Here is a 21,756-nt window from a genome sequence, read left to right as displayed (position 1 = left end):
AACTAGCGTCTTAGCTGGCTGGCATTTTAGCTGGCTGGAGCCTTGACGGGCTGCACTGATGCTGTTGCTCGCCGACGAACCAGCGCGGTGGGAGCCCAGACAATCATCGACAGCAACGCCATGAGGGCTCCGGCCAGCCCGCCACTGGAGTAACCGAAGCCGGCGGACACGACCCAGCCGCCGACGACCGCGCCCCCGGCATTCGCCAGGTTCAAGGCAGATTGGTTAAGCGCTGACGCGAGGGTTTGCGCCTCACCGGCCGTGTCCATGAGTCGGGACTGCAGGTTCGGGGTGAGTAGCGATCCTGACATTCCGATCAGCGCGAAGTTGATGGTGCCGAGCCACGGGTTGTGGGAGGTGAAGAAGAACGCGGTCAAAATCACCATCATGACGATGAGCGAGAAGAAAATTCCACGCTCCGGGTTGTAGTCCACCAGCTTTCCGCCGAACCAGGTGCCGATAATCATGCCGACGCCATAAGACATCAACACGATCCACATGAGGCTTGCCGGCAGCCCAGCAACTTCCGTCATCGTCCACGATATGTAGGTGTAGACGGCGAACATGCCACCAAATCCGACGGTGCCCATGAGCAATGTGAGCAAAACCTGTGGCTTAATGAGCGCACTGAGCTCGGTCAACGGGTTGGTCGTCAACATGAGCGTCATGTGCGGTAGCGCGATCCAAATAGAGACCAAGGTGGCTAACCCGATCAAGGACACCATGGCATAGGCATAATGCCAGCTCATGGACTGGCCGATCGCCTGTGCAAGTGGAACACCAATCAACGTGGCGATAGGCAACCCCAGGTTCACAATGGCGATTGCTTGGCCTCGCTTACCAGGTTTGGACAGGGACACCGCAACCAGCGAGGACACTCCGAAGAAAGCACCATGCGGGATCCCGGCGATAAACCGGGCTGTTATCAGGAAGGGATAGTTCGGCGCGAAAACACTCAAACCATTGCCGACGGTGAATGCCCCCATCAATAAGAGGAGGAGCCTTCGACGGGGGATTTTGCCGGTCAGAGCGGTGATCAGCGGCGCGCCGACGACAACGCCCATCGCGTAGGCGGTAACGATACGTCCGGCGGCGCCGTCGGAAATGCCATAGTCGGCGCCGATGTACTTCAATAACCCCATGGAGACGAACTCGGTGGTGCCGATGCCGAACCCTCCGATGGAGAGCGCAATCAGAGCGAAAAGGGCACGTCGTGATCCCATTTCGGTTTGTCGCGGGATCGGTTTGCGCTCCGGCATGCGCTCCACGACGACCTGCTTGCTGCTGTTATACGCGTGCCGTGACGCCTGACCAGTTTTTACAGCAGCAGCGCGGGACGTGTGCGCGGTTTTCGCCGCGACGGCCCGAGAGGTGTGCGCCGTCTTTGCTGCAGCGGCACGTGACGAGTGGGCAGTTTTCGCGACTGCTTTCTTCGACGCCTGCGTGCTCTTTGCAACGGCCTTCTTGGATGCCTGCGTGCTCTTTGCCACGACCTCTTTGCGCGCCTGAGCGCGGCGGGCGCGGTTATCGCGACGCTGCTGCGCTTTCGCAGCCTTGCGGGCGGCTTTGTCCTCTGCGGTGCCGTGCGTGGCAGCGCCGTGCTCGTCGTCACCTGCGTCGTCAAGGGAGTATCCGTTGCCGTGGGCCTGCGGGTGGTCATCGATGTCGATACTCAGCGACTGGTGGACCAGCGTTGCGTACGGCTCTTGAGGAGCCCCCGACGCGTCGCCAAATTCACGCCCCGATTCACGCTCGTCGGACGCCTCCATGCCCTCCGGCGCATGGGCATCTCCCGTAGCAACAGGCTCGGTCAATGCGCGTGGCGCAATGATGTAGTTGTCTGCGTCCATATAGTCGCGAAAAACGTCGACGGCTCTACGGATGAGGCTCCCCACAGGCATCACACTTCCTCTTCTCTTGACGTCGGTGCGTCATGTACTCGTGATCGTGTGTCGATGTAGTCGGTGTAAACGTGAATTTATCGGTCTTGCGTCGGTATTAGTTCGGTCGAAATCAGGGGGTTATGCGGACGCGGAATTGACGGAATTGACGGGCGAAGCGACACATTCTCATGTCTCCGGAGGTTTCCTTGTGGTCGCGTTCGAGTTGCCTACATTTGCACATACGTGTGCCATCGTGCAATGCGAAATGGGCATTTTCCCCTGCACAATTCATTACATTCCCGTGCGGAGTGTGATTCGTTTTACTTTGTCGAGCTTCGAGACGGGGTAATTTCAGCTCTCCTGGGCGAAGTATCTCAGCTGCAGCCGCGACGGGTCGGCTGGCTCGGCTTTGTCCGACTTTATGGCCCGACCGACGTCGTCCGTCTCTGTGAGGGAAGCCGTGTCCGGTTTTGTCGGGACCGACAGGTAATCTTGACTCTGCATTTAGGCACGACCTCGCGCCTTCATCACGCTGTCATCCCGACGCCCCCAATGCGGCCGCCCCCTCACTAACAGAAGGACCTCCAGTGAGCTCATCTGACGTGCGAACACAGGACACTCGACGCCCCCGCTTTTACCTCACCCCGATGCGCCCGCGTGATCCTGAGCAACCCCATCGCGCTGCGACCGTTCTGGAGCTCTTCTTCGACCTGGTCTTCGTCGTTGCCGTATCGACGGCTGGCGTGCAGTTGCACCATGCCCTCACCGAAGGCCACGCGGGCAAGGGCATTGGCCTATATCTCATGGTGTTCTTCACCATTTGGTGGGCGTGGATGAACTTCACCTGGTTTGCCACCAGTTTCGATAGCGACGACTGGCTCTACCGCTTAAGCACGTTCGTGCAGATGGCGGGCGTGCTGGTTCTCACCGCGGGGATCAGCGACGTGTTTGAAGACCGTAATTTCAGCATCATGGCCATTGGCTATGTCATTATGCGCGTTGCCATGGGAGCCCAGTGGCTTCGCGCTTCACGCGCTAAGGGGCGGGAAGGCCGTTCTGCGTTGACGTACGCCATCGGTATTTTGTCGGCGCAGGTGTTGTGGGTGATCGCGGCGGTGGTCACGTCGGGACACATTCCCCTGTGGATATTCGTGGTTTTCGTCCTCGTGGAACTGTCGGTTCCTCTGGTCGCCGAGGTCACGGGTGGGACGCCGTGGCACCGGGAGCACATTGCGGAACGGTACGGCCTGTTCACCATCATTGTTTTAGGTGAGTCGCTGCTGGGGTCGGCCAATGCGATTATCGAGGCGCTTGATGAGGGTGAGCACATTGGCCAGCTGATCGATGTGTCGATCATGACCATCGTGATCAGCGCGGGTATTTGGTGGATCTACTTTTATCCGCGGCATACGGAGCGGTTATCGAACTCGTCGATTCTGTTGTCTGTCCGGTGGGGTTATGCACACTACCTGATTTTCGCCTCTGCCGGCGCGTTCTCAGCGGGGATCGAGGCGCTCGTGGACTATGTGACCGGCTCGTCGGAGCTTTCCTATGTCGCTGTGTCACTGACGGTGACTGTGCCGGTGGCTGTTTTCATTCTCGCGATTTGGGCGGTCGCGTACCCTGGGACTCCGCGAATCGTGCGCACCGTAATTCCGATCGGTGCGGTAGTGACGGTCGCTTCCACGTGGGTACCGGTGCCCATCGCTGGGGTGGCCGTGGTCATCGTGGCGATGGTCGTTGTGTTGGTGTGCAACCCGGTCGATGGCGAGGATGACACGGACCATGAGCGCAAGGCCGACAAACAAGAAGTCGCCGAACACGAGACCAACAAAGTCAACGAGGCCCGGAGCTGAGGAGGTGTTATCGGTGGGATTTCCGCCGGACTTGTTTTCCCACCCCGCGGACACCGTCGCACCGTACGTCTTGGGGTCGACACTTCGTCGCGGCCCGGTAGCGCTGATGATTACTGAGGTCGAGGCGTACTTAGGGGAAGCCGATCCCGCGTCACATGCTTCTCGGGGTCCGACGCCACGCTGCGCGACGATGTTCGGCCCACCGCTGCATCTTTACGTTTATGCCAGCTACGGCATTCATCGGGCGGGCAATGTGGTGTGTTGCCCCGAAGGCGTGGCGTCGGGACTTTTGCTGCGGGCCGGGCGTGTGATTGATGGTTATGACGTCGTTCGATCTCGACGAGGAGACCGGCCCGAGGACGATGGACTCGCCCGCGGGCCGGGGAATGTGGGATCCGCGCTGGGGTTAGATCTTCATCTCGACGGGATGCCCATCATCGTGGATGATGCCGGAAGAACAGACCGCGAAGCACAGGTGGATATCGGCCCGCACGTGGCCGACGTCGATAATCCCGAAGCTCCGGAGCTGCGGCTGAGCCGTGCCCGCGCTGAGGACGACATTGTTCCTTATGTCACGGGCCCGCGGATCGGGATCTCGAAGAACAAAGAGGCACCGCTACGATTTTGGATTCCTGGCGATCGTTCAGTGACTCCGCCTCGCGGCCGTCCACGCAGACCACCCAGCGAGCGCTATTCCTAACAAAGCCCAACAGGTGAGCACGAGGCCGTGGATGCCCCACCCTGCGCCGTCAAAGAATCCGACGGATCGCAGCGCTGAACCGGCCGCACCTAGCGGGAGAAATTGTCCAATCGCTCCCCACGGTGAAGGCAGCCATGTGGGGCCTGTTTGCATTCCGGATAGCGGGTTCGACACGAACATAACAACCACAGCGCCGATGCCTAATCCCGCGTAGCCGAACTTAGACTCCATGCCGAGGACGAACATCGACACCCCGGCGACGGCCAGCGATAACGTTCCGGCCACTTCCCAATAATTTCCGCCGACGACGTCGAAGCCGAAGCGCATCACAGCCGCCAAAATGAATCCAGCGATGATGGCGAATGCCCCGGAGGCGAGGAATCGACGTGCGCGTCCTCCGTGGACCTGGGTAGACAAGATGACCGCTGAGATCATGCCGCCGAACGCCATCGGGAGAGCCAGGGTGGCGAAGGCGGTGCCGTGTTCGTCGCCGGATGCTGGCGGAGCCACATCTGTCGTGGTGACCTGGGCGCCTTGCGTCGTGAGCGCTTGAGTGACCCCATTCATGACCTGGAGATAGGTGGTTCCGGCACCCGTCGCCGTAATCACCTCGGCGGTGGGAACAGGGGTGCCGTTCGGCCCGGCTGTCGGCTGCCCCAGAGCGATGCCTCCGATGGCCTCGCGGTCGTGAACGGCCTGTTTGGCATCGTCAACATGCTTGATCTCAAAGACCCCCGGCTGGTTGCTCTCCATGTTTTGAGTGAGCTGGGTAACCGCCTGATCTGGCCCGCTGACGGCAAGAGGCAGGTCTTTCGCGCCAGAATTAGCTGCCGGTCCCAAAAAAGGACAACAGCATGAGCGTGACGATGGCGGCGAGGCCGAGCACAATGCCCATTACTTTTCCACTCGACGTATGCTCAGTGGTTTTCGACGTGGTCTCCGGCGCCTGATTTGTGCTGTTAGGCGTCTGGTTCGTGGCGTTGTTAGATGCCTCGTTCGTGGTGTGATCAGTGGCGCGTTCGGTGGCCCGGGTGCTCTTGGTGGTCACCTCCGTGGAACCGCTGTTACTTGCCATAAGGTCTCCCCTTTTCCAATGTGTTTTGCCGTGCAACGCGGCTGTCGTCGTTTTCCGCTTGTATTTCGCGGTACGACGTGGCCGTTGACGTGGATGACTGTGGCTAACTAGTAGGCATGACCAGTAGGTACTACCTGTAGGCCTCGCCCAAATAAACGGAACATTCCGCTCCGTATACAAATGGAGCATAGCGCTCCGTTTATTTTGGTGCAAACGTGCCCGACGTGACAGAATGTGGCCTCATCAACGGTTTCACTCACTGAGACCCCACCACTAGGAGAAACATCGTGCGTGCAGACGCGACTGCCAGCCGTGCCGCCATCATCGACGCTGCGTGGCAAGGTTTTGCCACCTACGGTCCAGACATTTCACTGCGATCCATCGCCCAGGACGCTGGAGTCGGAATCGCCACTCTCTACCGGCACTTCCCCACGCGCGACGATCTCTTTATAGGTGTCGGCGAAGAAATGTTGGCCCGGCTGACGTCGGTATGTAATCGCTATGTTGATGCGCCGTCCTGGGATGAAGACCCGGCCGGCACGTGGTCAGATTTCATTGCCGACGACTACGGCTTACAAATCGGCACACTGGCAGCAAAAATGGCCGAAAGCATCAATGTGTCTCCCGAGCTTCATGGCCGGATCAAAGCGCTCCGCAAAGAGGCTTTTTCCCAGGTGGAGCCTATCTTGGATCGCGCTAAGAACGCTGGACTGGTTCGCCCGGAGATCACCACAGCACGATTACAGATGGGGATTGGCCTTCTTAGTAGACCCCTCCCGGAGATGGTGGAGAAACTCGAACCCGGCGTTTCAACTTGGCTACTCGATACCTTTGCGCGGGGAATAGCGCCGTAGCGTTCCCCTCTCCAGCCCCAGCTGCGGGGACCAACCGTCACTTCCCTATTTCCCGACGAGCGTATCGCTGCCCCGTCTGTGGGGGTGCTCCGCATCGTAGAGTCGCATTTGTATCGTCGTCACGTACTCTAGAAAAAGGAACTATCCACTATGTTGATAGCTTTGCTACCCAGGCCCTGTCTAGGTGACGACGGCACGCCCGAATCCGCAGATAAACGCTATATCTGCACACCTCCGGCGGCGTTCTAACCCGGACACCGGCCTCGGCACGCACAGCCCGCATAATCCTGAACAATATTTAGCGAGTAAGGGAGTTTTGCCCCACCATGGGAACAATTATCTACACCCGTACCGATGAAGCGCCTTTGATGGCAACGTATTCGTTGAAGCCAGTGGTGGAAGCGTTTGCGTCAACCGCCGGTGTCGACGTCGAAACCCGGGATATTTCATTGGCGGCGCGCACGTTGGCGGCGTTCAATGATGTGCTGCCGGAGGACCAGCGGGTCAATGATGCGCTGGCAGAACTGGGTGCACTGGCAAAGACTCCGGACGCAAATATTGTGAAGCTGCCAAACATTTCGGCGTCGGTACCGCAGCTGAAGGCGACGATTAAGGAGCTTCAGGCCGCTGGCTACGATCTTCCGGATTACCCCGAGGAACCGTCGACAGACAAGGAACGCGATGCCCGCGCCCGCTACGACTCAGTCAAGGGCTCCGCTGTTAACCCCGTTTTGCGTGAAGGAAACTCGGACCGCCGTGCCCCGAAGGCCGTGAAGAACTTCGCTCGCAAGCACCCACACACGATGGGTGAATGGAGCAAAGACTCAAAGACCAATGTGTCGACAATGGAGTCGGATGATTTCCGGCACAACGAGCAGTCAGTTGTCCTTGAAAACGACGACGAGCTACGGATTCAGTTGGTCGCCCCTAATGGCGAAACCACCGTCCTTAAGGAATCCCTCCCCGTTCTGAAGGGCGAAATTGTCGACGGCACAGTGTTGAGCGCGAAGGCCCTGGACACGTTCCTCCGCGCTCAGGTCAGTCGCGCAAAAGCAGAGGGCGTACTGTTCTCCGTCCACCTGAAGGCAACCATGATGAAGGTATCGGATCCCGTGATCTTCGGTCATGTGGTCCGCGCATACTTCCATGATGTTTTCGACCAATACGGCGAGGAACTGCTGGCAGCCGGGCTCAATGGCGAAAACGGGTTAGGGGCCATCCTTGAAGGTCTGTCAGGTCTCGAACATGGGGACGAGATTAAGGACGCGTTCGATCAGGCCCTCAAGGACAATGCTGCTCTAGCGATGGTGAATTCTCACAAGGGCATCACGAACCTTCACGTCCCGTCGGACGTCATTATCGACGCCTCCATGCCCGCGATGATCCGCACCTCGGGCCACATGTGGAACGCCGATGATAAAGAACAAGATACTCTGGCAGTCATTCCAGATTCGTCATATGCCGGTGTTTACCAGGCAGTTATTGACGATTGCCGTGATAACGGCGCTTTCGATCCGACGACAATGGGCACGGTGCCGAACGTCGGGCTGATGGCTCAAAAGGCAGAAGAATACGGTTCACACGACAAAACGTTCGTCATGCCGACCGACGGCAAGGTGCAGGTCGTCGACAAATCCGGCACCGTGCTCATGGAGCACGATGTTGAGGCCAACGACATCTGGCGTGCCTGCCAGACGAAGGATATTCCGGTGCGCAACTGGGTCAGCCTGGCTGTTGAGCGTGCACGCCTGTCGGGAATGCCGGCCGTCTTCTGGCTCGACCCAGAGCGCGCACATGACAACAACGTGCGGGCAAAGGTCGAAGAATACCTGAAGGACGAGGACACCGATGATCTGGACATCCAGATCATGGATCCCGTGTCCGCCACGAAGTACTCGATCGATCGCATCCGCAAGGGCGAGGACACCATTTCGGTCACCGGCAACGTGCTGCGCGATTACTTGACCGACCTCTTCCCCATCATGGAACTGAGCACGTCGGCAAAGATGCTGTCTGTTGTTCCCTTGATCGCTGGTGGCGGGCTCTTCGAGACCGGCGCGGGCGGATCTGCACCGAAGCACGTGCAGCAGTTGCAGGAGGAAAACCACCTGCGTTGGGACTCGCTGGGTGAGTTCCTTGCCCTGGCGGAGTCGTTCCGCTTCTTCGCCCGTAAGGACGGGAACGATCGCGCCGGGATTCTTGCCGATGCGCTGGATAAGGCCACCGAGAGTGTGCTGGAAGAGGGGCATTCTCCGTCGCGTAAGGTTAACGAGATCGATAACCGCGGCTCGCACTTCTACCTCGCGTTGGGGTGGGCGAAGGCGTTGGCTCAGCAGACCGACGATGCCGATTTGGCTGCTGCATTCAAGCCGATTGCCGACGCTCTCGACGAGAAGAAGGATCAGATCGCGGAGGAGCTGCTCTCTGTGCAGGGCTCCGAGGTCGACTTGGGCGGCTACTACTGGCCGTCGGATGACAAGGTGAACGCGGTAATGCGGCCGTCGAAGACGTTCAACACGATCATTGACGATTTGCACCAGTAGGGGCTTAGGCGGGGATCCGCACCGGTAGGTTTCGGTGAGTAGGGCGGAGGTGGCGGCAAGTCCGCGGCCCCCGCCTTCAGCGTATCTCCAGTCTTCAGCGCGTTCTCAGTTTTTGGCGCACCTATGTCGAGCGCACTGTCAGTCTTCCTCGTCCCCGTTGTACAGCTTTCCGTGGAAGCTGGGGTTCAGTAGGTTGTGATGGCTGAGGACGTCGTCAAGGGTGTCCTTATCCAGCAGCCCTTTCTCCAGGACGAGGTCGCGCACGGATCGGCCCGTCCGAGCCGCTTCTTTACCAATCACATCGCCCCAGTGGTGGCCGATCAGCGGGTTCAGATAGGTGATAATTCCGATCGAATTGTCGACGTACCGGCGGCAAACGTCGTCGTTAGCGGTGATTCCGATGACGCAGCGGGTGCGCAGCGTCGTGCAGGCTCGCACGAGGAACCGCACCGATTCGAACGCACATTGCGCGATCACCGGTTCCATCACGTTCAACTGCAATTGTCCGGCTTCCGCAGCCATCGCGACGGTGACGTCGTTTCCAAAGACTTTGAAACAAATTTGATTAACGACTTCCGGAATAACCGGGTTAACCTTCGCCGGCATAATCGACGAACCCGCCTGGCGTTCTGGGAGATTAATTTCGTTTAATCCTGCGCGCGGCCCCGACGATAGAAGACGCAAATCATTGCAAATCTTCGATAGTTTCATTGCCAGACGTTTGACAGCCGAATGTGCATTGACATACGCGCCCGTGTCGCTGGTCGCCTCGATGAGGTCACGTGCAGGCTTAATATCCAGACCGGACACAGTGCTTAGTGCGCGGATCACCGCTGCTTGATACCCCGCAGGGGTGTTCAGGCCGGTGCCGATGGCCGTAGCGCCCATGTTCATTTCACGCAACTGGCTCTGGGCACGTTCCAGCTGACTGCGCTCTTCAGCCAAGTTGTTTCCAAGCGCGCGGAATTCTTGTCCTAATGACATGGGGACGGCATCTTGCAATTGCGTCCGCCCCATTTTCATGACGTCGTTGAATTCATTTCCTTTGGCCAGGAATGCGCGTTCCAGGGCGTCGACATGGTTAGCCAATTGTTCAATCGCGAAGTGTAAACCTAAACGGAAACCGGTTGGGTAAGCGTCATTCGTCGATTGGGACATATTGACGTCGTCGTTTGGATTAATAACGTCGTAATTGCCCTTCGGCTCCCCCAAATATTCGAGCGCGAAATTCGCAATAACCTCATTCGTGTTCATATTCACCGACGTGCCCGCGCCACCCTGGAACACGTCGATAGGAAACTGATCCATCCCGCGGTGTTTGTCGAGAATTTGGTCGCAAGCCCAAATAATCGCCTCCGCCTTTTTAGCTGGCAGAGCATGGACTTCGCGGTTCGCGATGGCGGCGGCTTTCTTGACCATCACCATGCCGCGAATGAGCTCCGGAACGTGGTTGATGTTCGTCCGCGAAATCTGGAAATTGTCGACCGCGCGCAGCGTGTGCACACCGTAGTAGGCGTCGGCAGGGACCTGCAGAGTGCCCAGCAGATCGGTTTCCTCACGAAAACTCTGCGCACTCTTCGCCCGCTGGGAGTGCGTTTCCGCCGACGTAATGATGTCCGTCGAGGTCATGACGACCCCGATTCTTTCCGACGACGACCCCGGCGCGGCTACCGGGACGTCCCAGGCTTCGGACGACGAAGTGTAGTGGTCGGCGGATTCCGATGAGGCCACCGTCGGCGATACCTCGTTGTGTTGATCAGTTGGTTCGTTGCCCTGATTGTCGGAGGGCCGGGATGCGGGTTGCTCGGACACTGTAAACCTCGATCTGTCATCGGTGTAACAACATGCTGCATGGGTGGGCAGCGCGTTGACCTGGCTTATTCCCCCTCGATGCGGAAGCTCTCCCCCGAGTGCCGACAATCCATTCGCGCACCCTCACATTACTAATCAGTTACTGATCACTTGCGTGAGTGTCATCAGGCTACCTTTGCCTCGAGCGAATGTTCACTTGAGACACGTCGAGGATGATCTACCTCAACGACGGGTTATTACCCCACTTTGTAGCAGGGTGTTTATTACAGCCCCACGGTTGGAGGGGCCGACGCCCCACTATCTTCGGGGCGGATGCCTCGATCCCTCGGGTCGCGAGGGTGGCATCATAAACAAGTTCCCGCCGACATAAGGCCACTTCATCGACCCCTTTTCTTAGCGGGGTACCATCTTGTTTCACTGCCTTGCCAGCGGGAACTCGCTCTGCAACCAAGAATAGCCGCTCCCCACAGCTAGCGGGAAGAGATATTTGATTCCGAGCCCAAACGGGGGTGGATGGCTCTCGCATCACGGATAGCGAATATGGCGTTCCCCGGTTTGCATCTTGGTGTTCGCTGCCCTGTCACAGATACACCGCGCCCACGGACCTCCGGTTGACCCCCGCCCGAACAAACCCCAGCAACGTCGGCAACCTGAACCGCTCTCACGATCCCCAGTGGCAGGCCGGGAATGGGCGGGGTCGGCCACCACACAGCCCCGCGGAATGCCGATGTCACGGCGGTCACCAGCGTGAGCTCCAAAGTCAGCAGGCGCAGGCCCGGCGTGACGTCGTCGAAAAGAACTGTCTCGATTGACGCAGGATCGAAGCGCGCCGATGGACTGACTGCCAGACCACGACCCGCCGACGCATCAAAACCCACCGACGACACCTGGAGCGGAGTCCTCGCCCGCCTGCGCTCGGCCCGAACCTCAAACGAGTCCGCCTCGTCGACGAAATAGCGACACCCGTACAGTTTTCACAACCGACCCTGATATACCCCCACAGTTTTCCAGCGCGCGGGCGCAAAGCCCGCGCGACAACATCTGGCTAGCCGAATCGGTCAACGCGTGAGCATCACCAACGTAAGATTCCCATCCCACTGAACATGAAGGAAAACGTCGTACAGCACACAATCTACATACCGCTTGGTCTAGATTTTTTCATAGCTCTCACCTGCGTGTATATGCGCAAAATAGACAGAGCGGTTTGCACTAGACCGAGCAGTACATTAATCTCGTTTTACGAGTTCGAAAGAGCTCACCGCCGGGCACGACCGCACCCTTTTCTACAAGCGGTTACGCCGCCTCGGAAGGCAGGAAAACGTTTGGGGCAAACGCCCCGAGAACCGACGGCCACACAAGCTCGGCGGCAACAAAACCACCACACAAAACCAACACAACGAATCACGAGGAAACACCATGACAACCAAGTACGACAACAGCAACGCCGACCAGTGGGGCTTCGAGACCCGCGCCATCCACGCCGGCCAGCCCGTCGATAGTGAGACAAGCTCACGAAACCTCCCCATTTACCTCACGTCCTCATACGTTTTCGACTCCGCCGAGCACGCCAAACAGCGCTTCGGCCTGGAGGACGAGGGCCCGATTTACTCGCGCCTGACAAATCCGACGGTGGCCGCCGTCGAAAATAGGTTGGCTTCCCTTGAGGGTGGAACGCATGCGGTCCTCTTCGCATCCGGCCAGGCGGCGGAGACGGCGGCGTTCCTGAATATCGCGAGGTCAGGGTCGCATATTGTGTCGTCGCCGCGCTTGTACGGCGGCACGGAGACGCTGTTGGCGCACACGTTCCGTCGGCTCGGGATTGAGGTCACGTTCGTGGAGGATCCGGACGATCCGCAGTCGTGGGACGCGGCCGCGAAGGACAACACGGTGGCGTTTTATGGCGAGACGTTCGCGAACCCGCAGGCCGATATCCTGGACATTCCCGCGATCGCGGAGGTTGCTCATAAGCATTCCGTACCGTTGATTGTCGACAATACTGTGGCGACGGCGGCTGCTGTTCGTCCTTTGGAGCTCGGTGCCGACGTTGTTGTGGCGTCGTTGACGAAGTTTTACACCGGCAACGGGTCCGGGCTTGGTGGTGTGCTGATCGACGGCGGAAAGTTCGATTGGACGGTCGAGCGCGACGGCAAGCCGCTGTTCCCCGATTTTGTCGAGCCGGATCCCGCCTACCACGGGTTGAAGTACGCGGACCTGGGGAATGTGGCGTTCGGGTTGAAGGCTCGCGCGGGGTTGCTCCGCGATACGGGTGCGACGCCATCGCCGTTTAACGCGTGGGTCACGGCCCAAGGGTTGGATACCTTATCTCTGCGCATCGCAAAACATAACGAAAATGCGCAGAAAGTCGCTGAATATCTGGAAAGCAATCCGAAGGTCACGAAGGTTAACTTCCCTGGGCTGAAGAGTTCGCCATGGTATTCGGTCAAGGAGAAGCTGGGGCTGAAATACCCGGGCTCGGTGTTCTCATTCGACATCGATGGCGGGCGCGACACGGCATGGAAGTTCATCGATGCCTTGAAACTGCACTCGGACCTGGCCAATGTGGGCGACGTGCGGTCGCTGGTTGTCCACCCGGCCTCGACCACGCACTCCCAGTCCGATGAGCCGGCGCTGCGTGCCGCGGGAATCAACGAGTCGACCATCCGACTCTCCGTCGGCATCGAGGACATCGACGACATCATCAACGACCTCAAACAGGCCTTTGAGCAGGTTTAATCTTCTAGGCTAATTTTCTTTGAGGTTAATCTTCTCCGGGTTAATCTTCTTGCCGACGAAGGGCTGGCCGCGCAACGATGGCCGGCCCTTTGGTTGTGTTTCGTACACCCGTGTGTTGTGCGGGGTGGGGCGCGCCAGACAATAAGGAGGTGTCGGCCGTGGCCGAACAGGTAGAGCTTCCGCCCAATGGGCAGTACGTCGACGTGCCTTTCTCACCGGCCGACGACCCATGGGTGACGGAGGCTGGTGTGCCACTACCTGGTGCGTCACTCCGCATCTACGCTTTTTACACAACCCCGACCAACGCCACACCGGACATAGCACCAGGCGACGTCGCGCCCGACACCAGCGATGCAGCCGACGCGCCCGATCTAACGCCAGACGCCACCCCTCTCCCAAACCCTCTCGACCGCCCGATAATCCTCATCGAGCATGCTCTCACGGGCGATGGCAACGCCGCCGAATGGTGGCAAGGGCTCATCGGCCCAGGCCTCGGCTTCGACACAGACCGCTACCTCATCCTTTGCACGAATGTCCTGGGAGGCTGCAATGGCAGCACGGGCCCGTCGTCGATAAGTCCTGATGGAGCACCGTGGGGGTCGCGCTTCCCGGCCCTATCCATGCGGGACATGGTCGACGCCGAACACTGCGCGCTGGAACAACTCGGCATCCGGCGGCTTCACGCCGTCGTCGGCGCATCGATGGGCGGGGCGCGGGCCCTGGAATGGTGCATCATGTTCCCCGACGTGGTCGCGTCGGCACTGGTTATCGCGGTTTCCGCCCGAGCGAGCGCGTGGCAAATCGGCATTCAGTCTGCGCAAATCCGGTTCATCGAGGCCGACCCCGATTGGCAGGGCGGCGACTATTACGGCACCGGGCGCGCGCCCACTCACGGAATCGGCCAGGCGCGTCGCATTGCACACCTAACTTATCGGGGTGAGCTTGAGCTCGACGAGCGATTCGGCGCCGACCCGCAGCGCAACGAAGACCCGTACGGCCCCTACCGGTCCCGTGACCAGCGCTTTTCCATCGAAAGCTACCTGGATTCGCAGGCTTCCAAGCTTGCCGCGCGGTTCGACGCCGGAAGCTACGTGATCCTCACCGACGCGCTCAACCGCCACGACATCGGACGCGGGCGCGGCGGCATGAACGCCGTCCTCGGCGAATGCACCGTCCCGATCATGGTTGTCGGCGTCGATTCTGACATCCTCTACCCGTTTCACCAGCAAGAACACCTGTCGCGCAACCTTGGTAACTTCATTGGCCTGTCAAAAATCACCACACCGACCGGGCACGACGGCTTCCTCACCGAGACGCTACAGACCCGGCGGATTGTCGAAAAATTCCTTAGCAAGGTTTCCGATGACAGAAACCGAAGGGAGCGTCGCGACGACGGCCACAGGGAACGATGAGAGATCGTGATGGGACGTGGGGGCCGGGCAGGAGACAGTGGTGAGAACCGCGAGGAACGGTGAGAGATGGGCGATTGGGGAAAGTTAGCGGGACACGGCTAGGAGTTGTCACGCCTGGGATAGAGAACTGCGGGGGGATATGGGCGAAAAATCGCCAAAAATTGACCATATTCCCCCGCAGTTCTCAGTGTTGACCCAGATATACCCCCGCAGTTTTCCAACCCGCAGGCACAAAACCCCGGGCAGCCACACACCACCTGGGAGCCACAGAGGAACCCCTCAGACCGAGGTAAGAACACAAAACAAAACACAAAACAGGGTCAAACACCAGCACACGGTCCCAGACAAAGCAAAAGGCGTGCCCACCGCACTGGTAGGCACGCCTTAAGGCCACTTGTGAAGGGGAACCAATCCCCCGAGTCCCGTGAATATGGCTCCACACTGGAGTCTCGTGAGCCCCCACGGACTCAAGGACTCATGGACTTACAGGGCCATGGTGCTCGTAGGCCCAGGACTACTTCTTGCCGTCCTTGGTCTCGTCCTGGAACTCGACGCGTTCCTTCTTGAGGTCCTCGGAAACCTTCTGCTTGTCGGTGACGGTCTCCTTGTTCAGGTTGACCTTCTCCACCGGTACGGTCTCTTTGTCTACGTTGACCTGCTCCTCGTGAAGCACAACGTCGGCGTTCTCTTCGCCAATACGGGCGTTGCCCAGCTTCTTGGCTTCCTCCGGCGAGAGCTTCTCGCGCTCAACCTTGACCTCTTCGCGGCTAACGGGGACCTCAACGGTCTCGGTGTCCTCGACGACGTACTTGCGCAGGCGAGCACGGCCGGAAGCAACCTTCTCCTTGTTAACGTTCAGCTGCTCTTCGGAACGGATCACGGAGCCGTCGTCAGCGGTAGCAGCTTTCTTTCCGCTCGTGTCCGCGGAGGTCTTCTTGGTATCAGCGGATGTTGTCTTCGCAGACTCTTCACGGCGACCGGCCGTGCCAGCAGCTGTTCCAGCGGCAGCACCGGTACCAGCGGCGGTTCCGGCCTGAGCAGCGTTTCCACGATCGGTGGTCTGTGCGGAGTCCTGAGTGGTCAGACCGTAGTGCTTGTAGAGGCGCTCCTCTTCCTCAGGCTCCAAGCCTTCGTCGGTGTCGGAGATGTTCGGAGCGTCCGAGATCTCATCCTTCGTGTGAGCAACATGCAGTTCCTCGTTGTTCAGCTTGGCACCTGCCAGGGGAACTAGGGAACTGTTGCGACCAAAGAGTCCGGTGTTCACGGCAACGAACGTCGGCTCACCGCTATTGCTGTCGACGAAAAGCTGGCCAACTTTGCCGACCTTGTCGCCATTTTTGTCGAAAGCGGTGGACTCGAGAACTGCCTGAATGAACTTCTGATCAGCCACGTAAATCTCCTTTACTGATTGTTACACAAAAAAATTTAATAACACTGTTTAAACAACGTAGAAAGAACACTGCCCGATGGACGCCACCGTACGGTGAAGCATCAAGCGTGTGTCCGCACAACTACGTTAGGTTGCCTGAACGCTTTCGCGTACCGAACACACCTCACACTAGTTGGCTTATCTCAGCTCCGCTACCATATCGCGACAAAAGGGGTGGTTTTACTACTTATCTGCAGCTTTTAAACTAACCTTAAAAGTTCTCGACCTGCGATTATAAGGTCTACGTAACGATCAAGTAACAATTAACGGATTTTCTTGTGTCCCCCTGTAGAAGGCTTGCCGACGGGGGCTGCACCTCATCGTCTATTTGACCCTGATATCCCTCGCCGACGCCGCGCTGATACTTGCTATACCAACCCCGTTTTCGGTACCCGCTGGCGCGAAAGTTTTCTCCACGAAATTTTTTGCGCCGGTCGCGCCGGTCTCACGAGCCGCACCGGTCTGGCGAGCTGCGCGAGCCGCGCCGGAGGTACCCTCCCCCTCAGGCACCAGCTGGATGTTCATCATCCCCCCATAGGGACGTGGCAAGACAGCGACGTTGACCCCCGGGACAATTCCCTTCGTCGCTAAGTAACGCAAAAGACCGGAGTCACGGTCAGCAATGCGCACGATACGAACGACATCGCCTTCTTGAGCTGTATCTAGCGGCAAGCCAGGATCAGTCTCGGCAACATTGCCCTCTTTGTCCGGAATGGGATCACCATGCGGATCGCTGGTGGGATTGCCCATTAGGGCCGCGATGCGCTCAACAAATGTGTCCGATACCGCGTGTTCAAGGTGCTCGGCCTCGTCATGGACTTCATCCCAGCTATAGCCGACGTACTCGCACAGATACATCTCCAATAACCGGTGTCGTCGCACCATTTGCAACGCCAACGGGCGGCCAGTTGAAGAGAGCTCAATGGGCTTGTACGCCTCATGAACGATAAGCCCCTGCTGCACCAGCCTCTTCAATGCTTCTGACACCGTCGACGCTTTCTGCCCCAGGACGTCGCCGATCCGCGTCGACGTGACCGGCCCCGAGTTCCACTCGCCCAGGTCGTAAATCACCTTCAGGTAATCCTGAGTACGGTCCGGCAAATCAGAAACGTGCATGCCCCTCATCGTATTAGGAGACCAGCACATCAAGCTAGGGGTAATCACGCTAAGTGTCCTTGACACACTCGGCGGATGTACATAAGATTCCCCCCAGTTTAAAATACATTGCATTGAACTTTTAGAATGACCGTGATGAATTTTTTGTTCAGGGGGTTGGCATCTTCACACGATATCTCCCACTAAACACCTGATAAACAGGCAATCCATCAGGTTCCCAATCCCCAACAACCGACAATTACCAACCGACGACCACCAACTGACAACTGACCGTAAGGATTCACATGGCTCCCTCACTCGGCCTTTCCTCCCCGACGCACATTCCACGCACCCGATCAACCAGCACACGATCCACCGCGGCCAAACACCCACGTTCATACGCACACCCACGTCGACACGCAAAAATCTTCTCCACCCTCGCGACCGCACTCGTCGTCGGACTAACTGCCAGCGGCTGTAGCGCACTCTCCGACGATGACAACGGGAAGAAAGACGTTTTAGCAACGTTCACGGTTTTGGCCGACATTGCCCGGAACGTCGCCGGAGACCACGTCAACGTCAATTCACTGACCAAGCCGGGCACCGAAATTCACGGATACGACCCCACACCGTCGGACCTCAAATCGGCAGCAAAAGCAGATCTCATTATCGCCAACGGTCTCGGGCTAGAGCATTGGCTGGACAAGCTCACCAGCAATTCCGACGCCAAACGCGTCGTCGCCACGGATGGGATTGAGCCCCTCCCGATCACCGATGGTGAAGCCAGCGGCGAAGACAACCCCCATGCCTGGATGAGCCCCACCAACGTTAAAAAGTACGCAAGCACCATCGCGAAGGCCCTAGGGGACATCGATCCCGACCACAAAGACGACTACAACGACAACGCGAAGAAATACTCCGCCAAGCTGGACACCATTGGCAACGACCTCCGCGCCGACCTCGAAACCGTCCCCAAGGACAAACGTGCGCTTGTGACCTGCGAAGGGGCGTTCTCCTACCTCGCCAAAGACGCGGGACTCACCGAGCACTACATCTGGCCCGTCAACGCAGAAACCGAAGCCACACCTCAACGCATGAAGGACACCGAAGAGTTCGTGCGCGAACACCAGGTTCCCGCTGTGTTCTGCGAATCGACCGTTGACTCCGGCCCCCGCGAACAAATCGTCCGCGCCACCGGGGCGAAGGACGGTGGCATCCTCTACGTCGATTCACTATCTGATCAAGATGGCCCCGTCCCTACGTATTTAGATCTCATCCGGTACGACGCCGACACCATCAGCAAAGGACTCACCAGCTAATGCAGGACAGAACACCGCAAGAACCCCTGGTTAGCGTCGATAAGCTCGGGGTTACCTACACGCACAACTCCGGAGAGCCAGTGATCGCACTGCGCGACGTGACTGCGTCGTTCTTCCCCGGAACCATGACCGCGATCATCGGGGCGAATGGTGCGGGCAAATCCACGCTTTTCAACGCCATCACCGGCCAACTGCGCCCCACCACGGGCACCATGAACGTCGACGGACGCATCACCTACATGCCGCAAACAGAGGCCGTGAACTGGGACTTCCCCATGACCGTGCGTGACGTTGTCCTCACCGCATTCCGACACCCCACTCGCGACGACAAAGCCACTGCCGACGAAGCCCTAGCCAGCGTAGGAATGACCGCCTACGCCACCCGCTCCATCCGACAGCTTTCTGGGGGTCAGAAGAAGCGCGTTTTCATCGCTCGTGCACTCGCCACCCAGGCTCCCATTCTTATCTTGGACGAGCCCTTCGCCGGCGTTGATCAGGACACCGAAGAAGTGCTGTTCCGAGTCCTGACCGCCCGGCGCGATCGTGGCGCCCTCATCCTGCTCTCGACGCACCACCTCGGTACGCTCCGCTCGATGGATCGGATCGTTGTCCTACAAAAAACAATCATTAGCGACGGGGCCCCAGATGACACTCTCTTCGCCGCCTCGCCCAGCGTTCTGTTGGGCACCGCGCTGATGGAGGACATGAGGAAGGACGGCGACACAGAATGAGCACCTTTGCGTTAACCGGCGCGTTCCCTGGCGCACCGATCCACGCATCACTCGCAACAGCTTTTATCGAACCATTCACCTATAGCTTTATGCAGCGCGCTGTCATCGTCACGTCTGTGACAGCACTGTGCACCGGACTTCTCTCCGCCTGGATAATCTTGCTCGGATGGTCGCTCTTAGGCGACGCGATCTCTCACGCCGTTCTTCCCGGCGTCGTCATCTCCTATATCTTGGGCATCCCATTTTCCATCGGCGCGCTGATCGCCGCACTGCTCACCGTCGGCCTCATCGGAACCATCCGCGGAAAAACGAACCTGAAGGACGACACCGCCATCGGCATTGTCTTCACCACATTTTTCGCGTTCGGCCTGGTGCTCATTTCCATGACGCCATCGACAACCGACCTACACTCCATCCTCTTCGGAAATCTCCTGGGTGTACGACAATCCGCTCTCATCCAAGTTGTCGTCATCGCGTTACTAGCGTCGGCACTTGTACTGATTAAACGCCGCGACATTACTCTCTGGAGTTTCGACGCGATCAATGCCCGATCGCTCGGCATCAATCCCACACTTATGCGCGGATTCATGCTGACTATGCTCGCGCTCGTCATTGTGGCGTCGATGCAGGCAGTCGGTGTGATCCTCGTTGTCGCCATGCTGATCACACCGGGTGCAATAAGCCTTCTCATCTTCGCGCGCATGCGTAGCACTCTCATCTGGACACCAGTCATTAGCTGGGTGACCGCCATGACAGGCTTACTGATCAGCTACTGGACCGACGTATCCAGCGGAGGCATGATCGTCGTCGTTCAGGGCTGCACATTCATGGTCGTGTTTGCGACAAAGCACTGGGTATCGCGTGTACGGCACCGGACTCACCAGAACGCGTCGAAACAACAGAGCGTGCCACCGGAACGTACCCCACAGGCTTGACGTCAGCTATGTGTTCTTTTTCTTCTTTCCTTTCTTCGCCTTCTTACGTTTCTCAGGCTGGTGAGCTCTGAGCTCCGCGCGGTCCTGGACAACAATGACCTGCCCACCATCACCCGGATCAGGTTTCGGAATGACATCGGCCGGATCGATCAGATACACGCGCTTGCCATCCAGAGTTAAACGACGCGCGACCTCCAGAATCATGCGCCGCGCGACCGCGTCCAACGCGTGAACATCAGTCAAATCTAAGGCCACAGCCGGCTCTTTAATCATCGTGCTAGAGAACTCACGCACGATCTTCTCCGCACCCGCAAAACGCAAACTCCCCTGAATCGAGTAGACCTTAATCTTCTGCGGCTTCATCCCCTGCGACTTTTCGTCATCAGTCAGGTCCTGGACCAGCACCGTCGTGTTCCGAATCACCGTCTGCACCGACGGCGGAACCTCCATGAGGTGGATTCCCATGTCCCGAGACATCCGCTCAAAAAGTCGGACGCCGCGCACACTATTCCCGTGTTCATCCAGCCGAGGCGAAAACGTCGCCACCCCGATCTGGCCAGGCAACGCGCCGATCAGACCACCAGCGACGCCCGACTTAGCCGGGATGCCGACCTGGGTCACCCAGTCCCCTGCCGCGTCATACATGCCGCACGTCGTCATGACGCTCAAGACCTGGCGGACCACGCGACCCGAAACCACCTTCTCGCCGGTGATCGGGTTCATGCCCTTGTTCGCCAAGGTCGCGGCCATAATCGCCAGGTCCCGCGTCGAAACCAGAAGAGAGCACGACCGCGTGTATCCCTCCACGATCACCCGCGGATCCTGGGGGAATATGTCGTAGCTGCGGAGCATGTGGGCGATAGACAAGTTCCGGTGAGCGTGGTCCAGCTCCGAGCCGCACACCCGCTCGTCAACCTGCAGCCGACGGCCAGCGAAAGCCGACAACCCATCGATGATCCTCTGCAGGCGCTGCCCCTGGGTCCAATCGTCCCCACCTACTAAGGAGTGCGTCGTCAGCGCGCCCGCATTAATCATCGGGTTAAGCGGGCGACCTTCCTCGTCCAGGGACACCTCGTTAAACGCCTCACCGGATGGTTCCACGCTGACACGCTTCAACACATCACGAAAACCACGGTCTTCCAGGGCAAGCGCATACACAAATGGCTTCGCGATCGACTGGATGGTGAACTCGGTCTCGGTATCACCCGAGCCGTACACCTTACCGTCGATCGTCGCCAAGCTGACACCGAATCTTTCGGGGTCAACGTTGGCTAGTTCTGGAATATAGCTCGCGGGAGCACCCCGATCACCCGGGCGAACGTCCTCGAGAACTTCGTCCAAATAATCAGTGACCATGGATTTCATAGAGTTTTGCTCCG

The 21,756-nt window shown here is 58.6% G+C and carries 17 protein-coding genes; 9 read left to right on the top strand and 8 right to left on the bottom strand.

Going from position 1 to position 21,756, the window contains the following annotated elements; genetic code table 11:
• Positions 1–26: 26 nt before the first annotated feature.
• On the bottom strand, positions 27–1,259 hold the full coding sequence (locus I6J23_RS05910) for an MFS transporter (RefSeq protein ID WP_412845032.1): 1,233 nt from the start codon (positions 1,257–1,259) through the stop codon (positions 27–29).
• A 1,211-nt stretch (positions 1,260–2,470) separates the two neighbouring features.
• Here I6J23_RS05910 and I6J23_RS05905 point away from each other — a divergent pair.
• Positions 2,471–3,739 (top strand): low temperature requirement protein A, encoded by a 1,269-nt coding sequence (locus I6J23_RS05905; RefSeq protein WP_239454843.1) that lies wholly within the window; start codon positions 2,471–2,473, stop codon positions 3,737–3,739.
• Between the two features lie 13 nt (positions 3,740–3,752).
• Positions 3,753–4,439: a DNA-3-methyladenine glycosylase gene (locus I6J23_RS05900; protein ID WP_204581292.1), complete on the top strand. Its 687-nt coding sequence runs from the start codon at positions 3,753–3,755 to the stop codon at positions 4,437–4,439.
• On the opposite strand, the gene I6J23_RS05895 is transcribed toward I6J23_RS05900, so the two are convergent.
• A complete protein-coding gene (locus tag I6J23_RS05895) occupies positions 4,383–5,279 on the bottom strand; it encodes an ABC transporter permease (RefSeq protein ID WP_204581291.1) in 897 nt (298 codons plus the stop codon). The two genes, I6J23_RS05900 and I6J23_RS05895, sit on opposite strands and share 57 nt — an antisense overlap.
• The gene (locus tag I6J23_RS05890) at positions 5,263–5,514 is read right to left on the bottom strand and encodes a hypothetical protein (protein ID WP_204581290.1); all 252 of its coding nucleotides are present in this window, start codon (positions 5,512–5,514) and stop codon (positions 5,263–5,265) included. Before I6J23_RS05890 ends, I6J23_RS05895 begins: the two co-directional genes overlap by 17 nt.
• Positions 5,515–5,801: 287 nt before the next feature.
• On the opposite strand from I6J23_RS05890, the gene I6J23_RS05885 reads away from it, so the two are divergent.
• Complete coding sequence (locus I6J23_RS05885; RefSeq protein ID WP_204581289.1) at positions 5,802–6,368, top strand: TetR/AcrR family transcriptional regulator; 567 nt, start codon at positions 5,802–5,804, stop codon at positions 6,366–6,368.
• Positions 6,369–6,694: 326 nt separating this feature from the next.
• The gene (locus I6J23_RS05880; RefSeq protein ID WP_204581288.1) at positions 6,695–8,911 is read left to right on the top strand and encodes an NADP-dependent isocitrate dehydrogenase; all 2,217 of its coding nucleotides are present in this window, start codon (positions 6,695–6,697) and stop codon (positions 8,909–8,911) included.
• A 138-nt stretch (positions 8,912–9,049) separates the two neighbouring features.
• Here the strand turns inward: I6J23_RS05880 and aspA are convergent, their stop codons facing one another.
• Together aspA and I6J23_RS05870 are read right to left on the bottom strand one after the other, a co-directional pair.
• Complete coding sequence (aspA, locus tag I6J23_RS05875) at positions 9,050–10,540, bottom strand: aspartate ammonia-lyase (RefSeq protein ID WP_239455039.1); 1,491 nt, start codon at positions 10,538–10,540, stop codon at positions 9,050–9,052.
• A 653-nt stretch (positions 10,541–11,193) separates the two neighbouring features.
• Positions 11,194–11,610 (bottom strand): hypothetical protein, encoded by a 417-nt coding sequence (locus tag I6J23_RS05870; RefSeq protein WP_204581286.1) that lies wholly within the window; start codon positions 11,608–11,610, stop codon positions 11,194–11,196.
• A 529-nt stretch (positions 11,611–12,139) separates the two neighbouring features.
• On the opposite strand from I6J23_RS05870, the gene I6J23_RS05865 reads away from it, so the two are divergent.
• Positions 12,140–13,456 carry an O-acetylhomoserine/O-acetylserine sulfhydrylase gene (locus I6J23_RS05865; RefSeq protein ID WP_046202686.1) on the top strand — a complete coding sequence of 439 codons (1,317 nt, stop codon included), beginning with the start codon at positions 12,140–12,142 and terminating at the stop codon, positions 13,454–13,456.
• A 158-nt stretch (positions 13,457–13,614) separates the two neighbouring features.
• Positions 13,615–14,868, top strand: coding sequence for a homoserine O-acetyltransferase MetX (gene metX, locus I6J23_RS05860; RefSeq protein WP_412523805.1), 1,254 nt, complete (start codon positions 13,615–13,617; stop codon positions 14,866–14,868).
• A 514-nt stretch (positions 14,869–15,382) separates the two neighbouring features.
• On the opposite strand, the gene I6J23_RS05855 is transcribed toward metX, so the two are convergent.
• Positions 15,383–16,258, bottom strand: a complete 876-nt coding sequence (locus I6J23_RS05855; RefSeq protein ID WP_204581285.1) for a YsnF/AvaK domain-containing protein — start codon at positions 16,256–16,258, stop codon at positions 15,383–15,385.
• 363 nt (positions 16,259–16,621) lie between these two features.
• Complete coding sequence (locus I6J23_RS05850; RefSeq protein WP_204581284.1) at positions 16,622–17,413, bottom strand: metal-dependent transcriptional regulator; 792 nt, start codon at positions 17,411–17,413, stop codon at positions 16,622–16,624.
• Between the two features lie 284 nt (positions 17,414–17,697).
• On the opposite strand from I6J23_RS05850, the gene I6J23_RS05845 reads away from it, so the two are divergent.
• The 3 genes from I6J23_RS05845 to I6J23_RS05835 are packed head-to-tail and all read left to right on the top strand — an operon-like array spanning position 17,698 to position 20,377.
• Positions 17,698–18,711, top strand: a complete 1,014-nt coding sequence (locus tag I6J23_RS05845) for a metal ABC transporter substrate-binding protein (RefSeq protein ID WP_204581283.1) — start codon at positions 17,698–17,700, stop codon at positions 18,709–18,711.
• Positions 18,711–19,442, top strand: a complete 732-nt coding sequence (locus I6J23_RS05840) for a metal ABC transporter ATP-binding protein (RefSeq protein ID WP_204581282.1) — start codon at positions 18,711–18,713, stop codon at positions 19,440–19,442. Before I6J23_RS05845 ends, I6J23_RS05840 begins: the two co-directional genes overlap by 1 nt.
• Positions 19,439–20,377, top strand: coding sequence for a metal ABC transporter permease (locus I6J23_RS05835; protein ID WP_204581281.1), 939 nt, complete (start codon positions 19,439–19,441; stop codon positions 20,375–20,377). The genes I6J23_RS05840 and I6J23_RS05835 overlap by 4 nt, the downstream gene beginning before the upstream one ends.
• A 6-nt stretch (positions 20,378–20,383) precedes the next feature.
• Here the strand turns inward: I6J23_RS05835 and I6J23_RS05830 are convergent, their stop codons facing one another.
• On the bottom strand, positions 20,384–21,742 hold the full coding sequence (locus I6J23_RS05830; protein ID WP_204581280.1) for a glutaminase: 1,359 nt from the start codon (positions 21,740–21,742) through the stop codon (positions 20,384–20,386).
• Positions 21,743–21,756 lie beyond the last annotated feature (14 nt).

The organism is Corynebacterium kroppenstedtii, assembly GCF_016894245.1.
In the GTDB taxonomy this organism is placed as follows: Bacteria; Actinomycetota; Actinomycetes; order Mycobacteriales; family Mycobacteriaceae; genus Corynebacterium.
The sequence above is the reverse complement of the archived record's forward strand: the minus strand, read 5'-3'. Positions and strand labels throughout refer to the sequence as shown.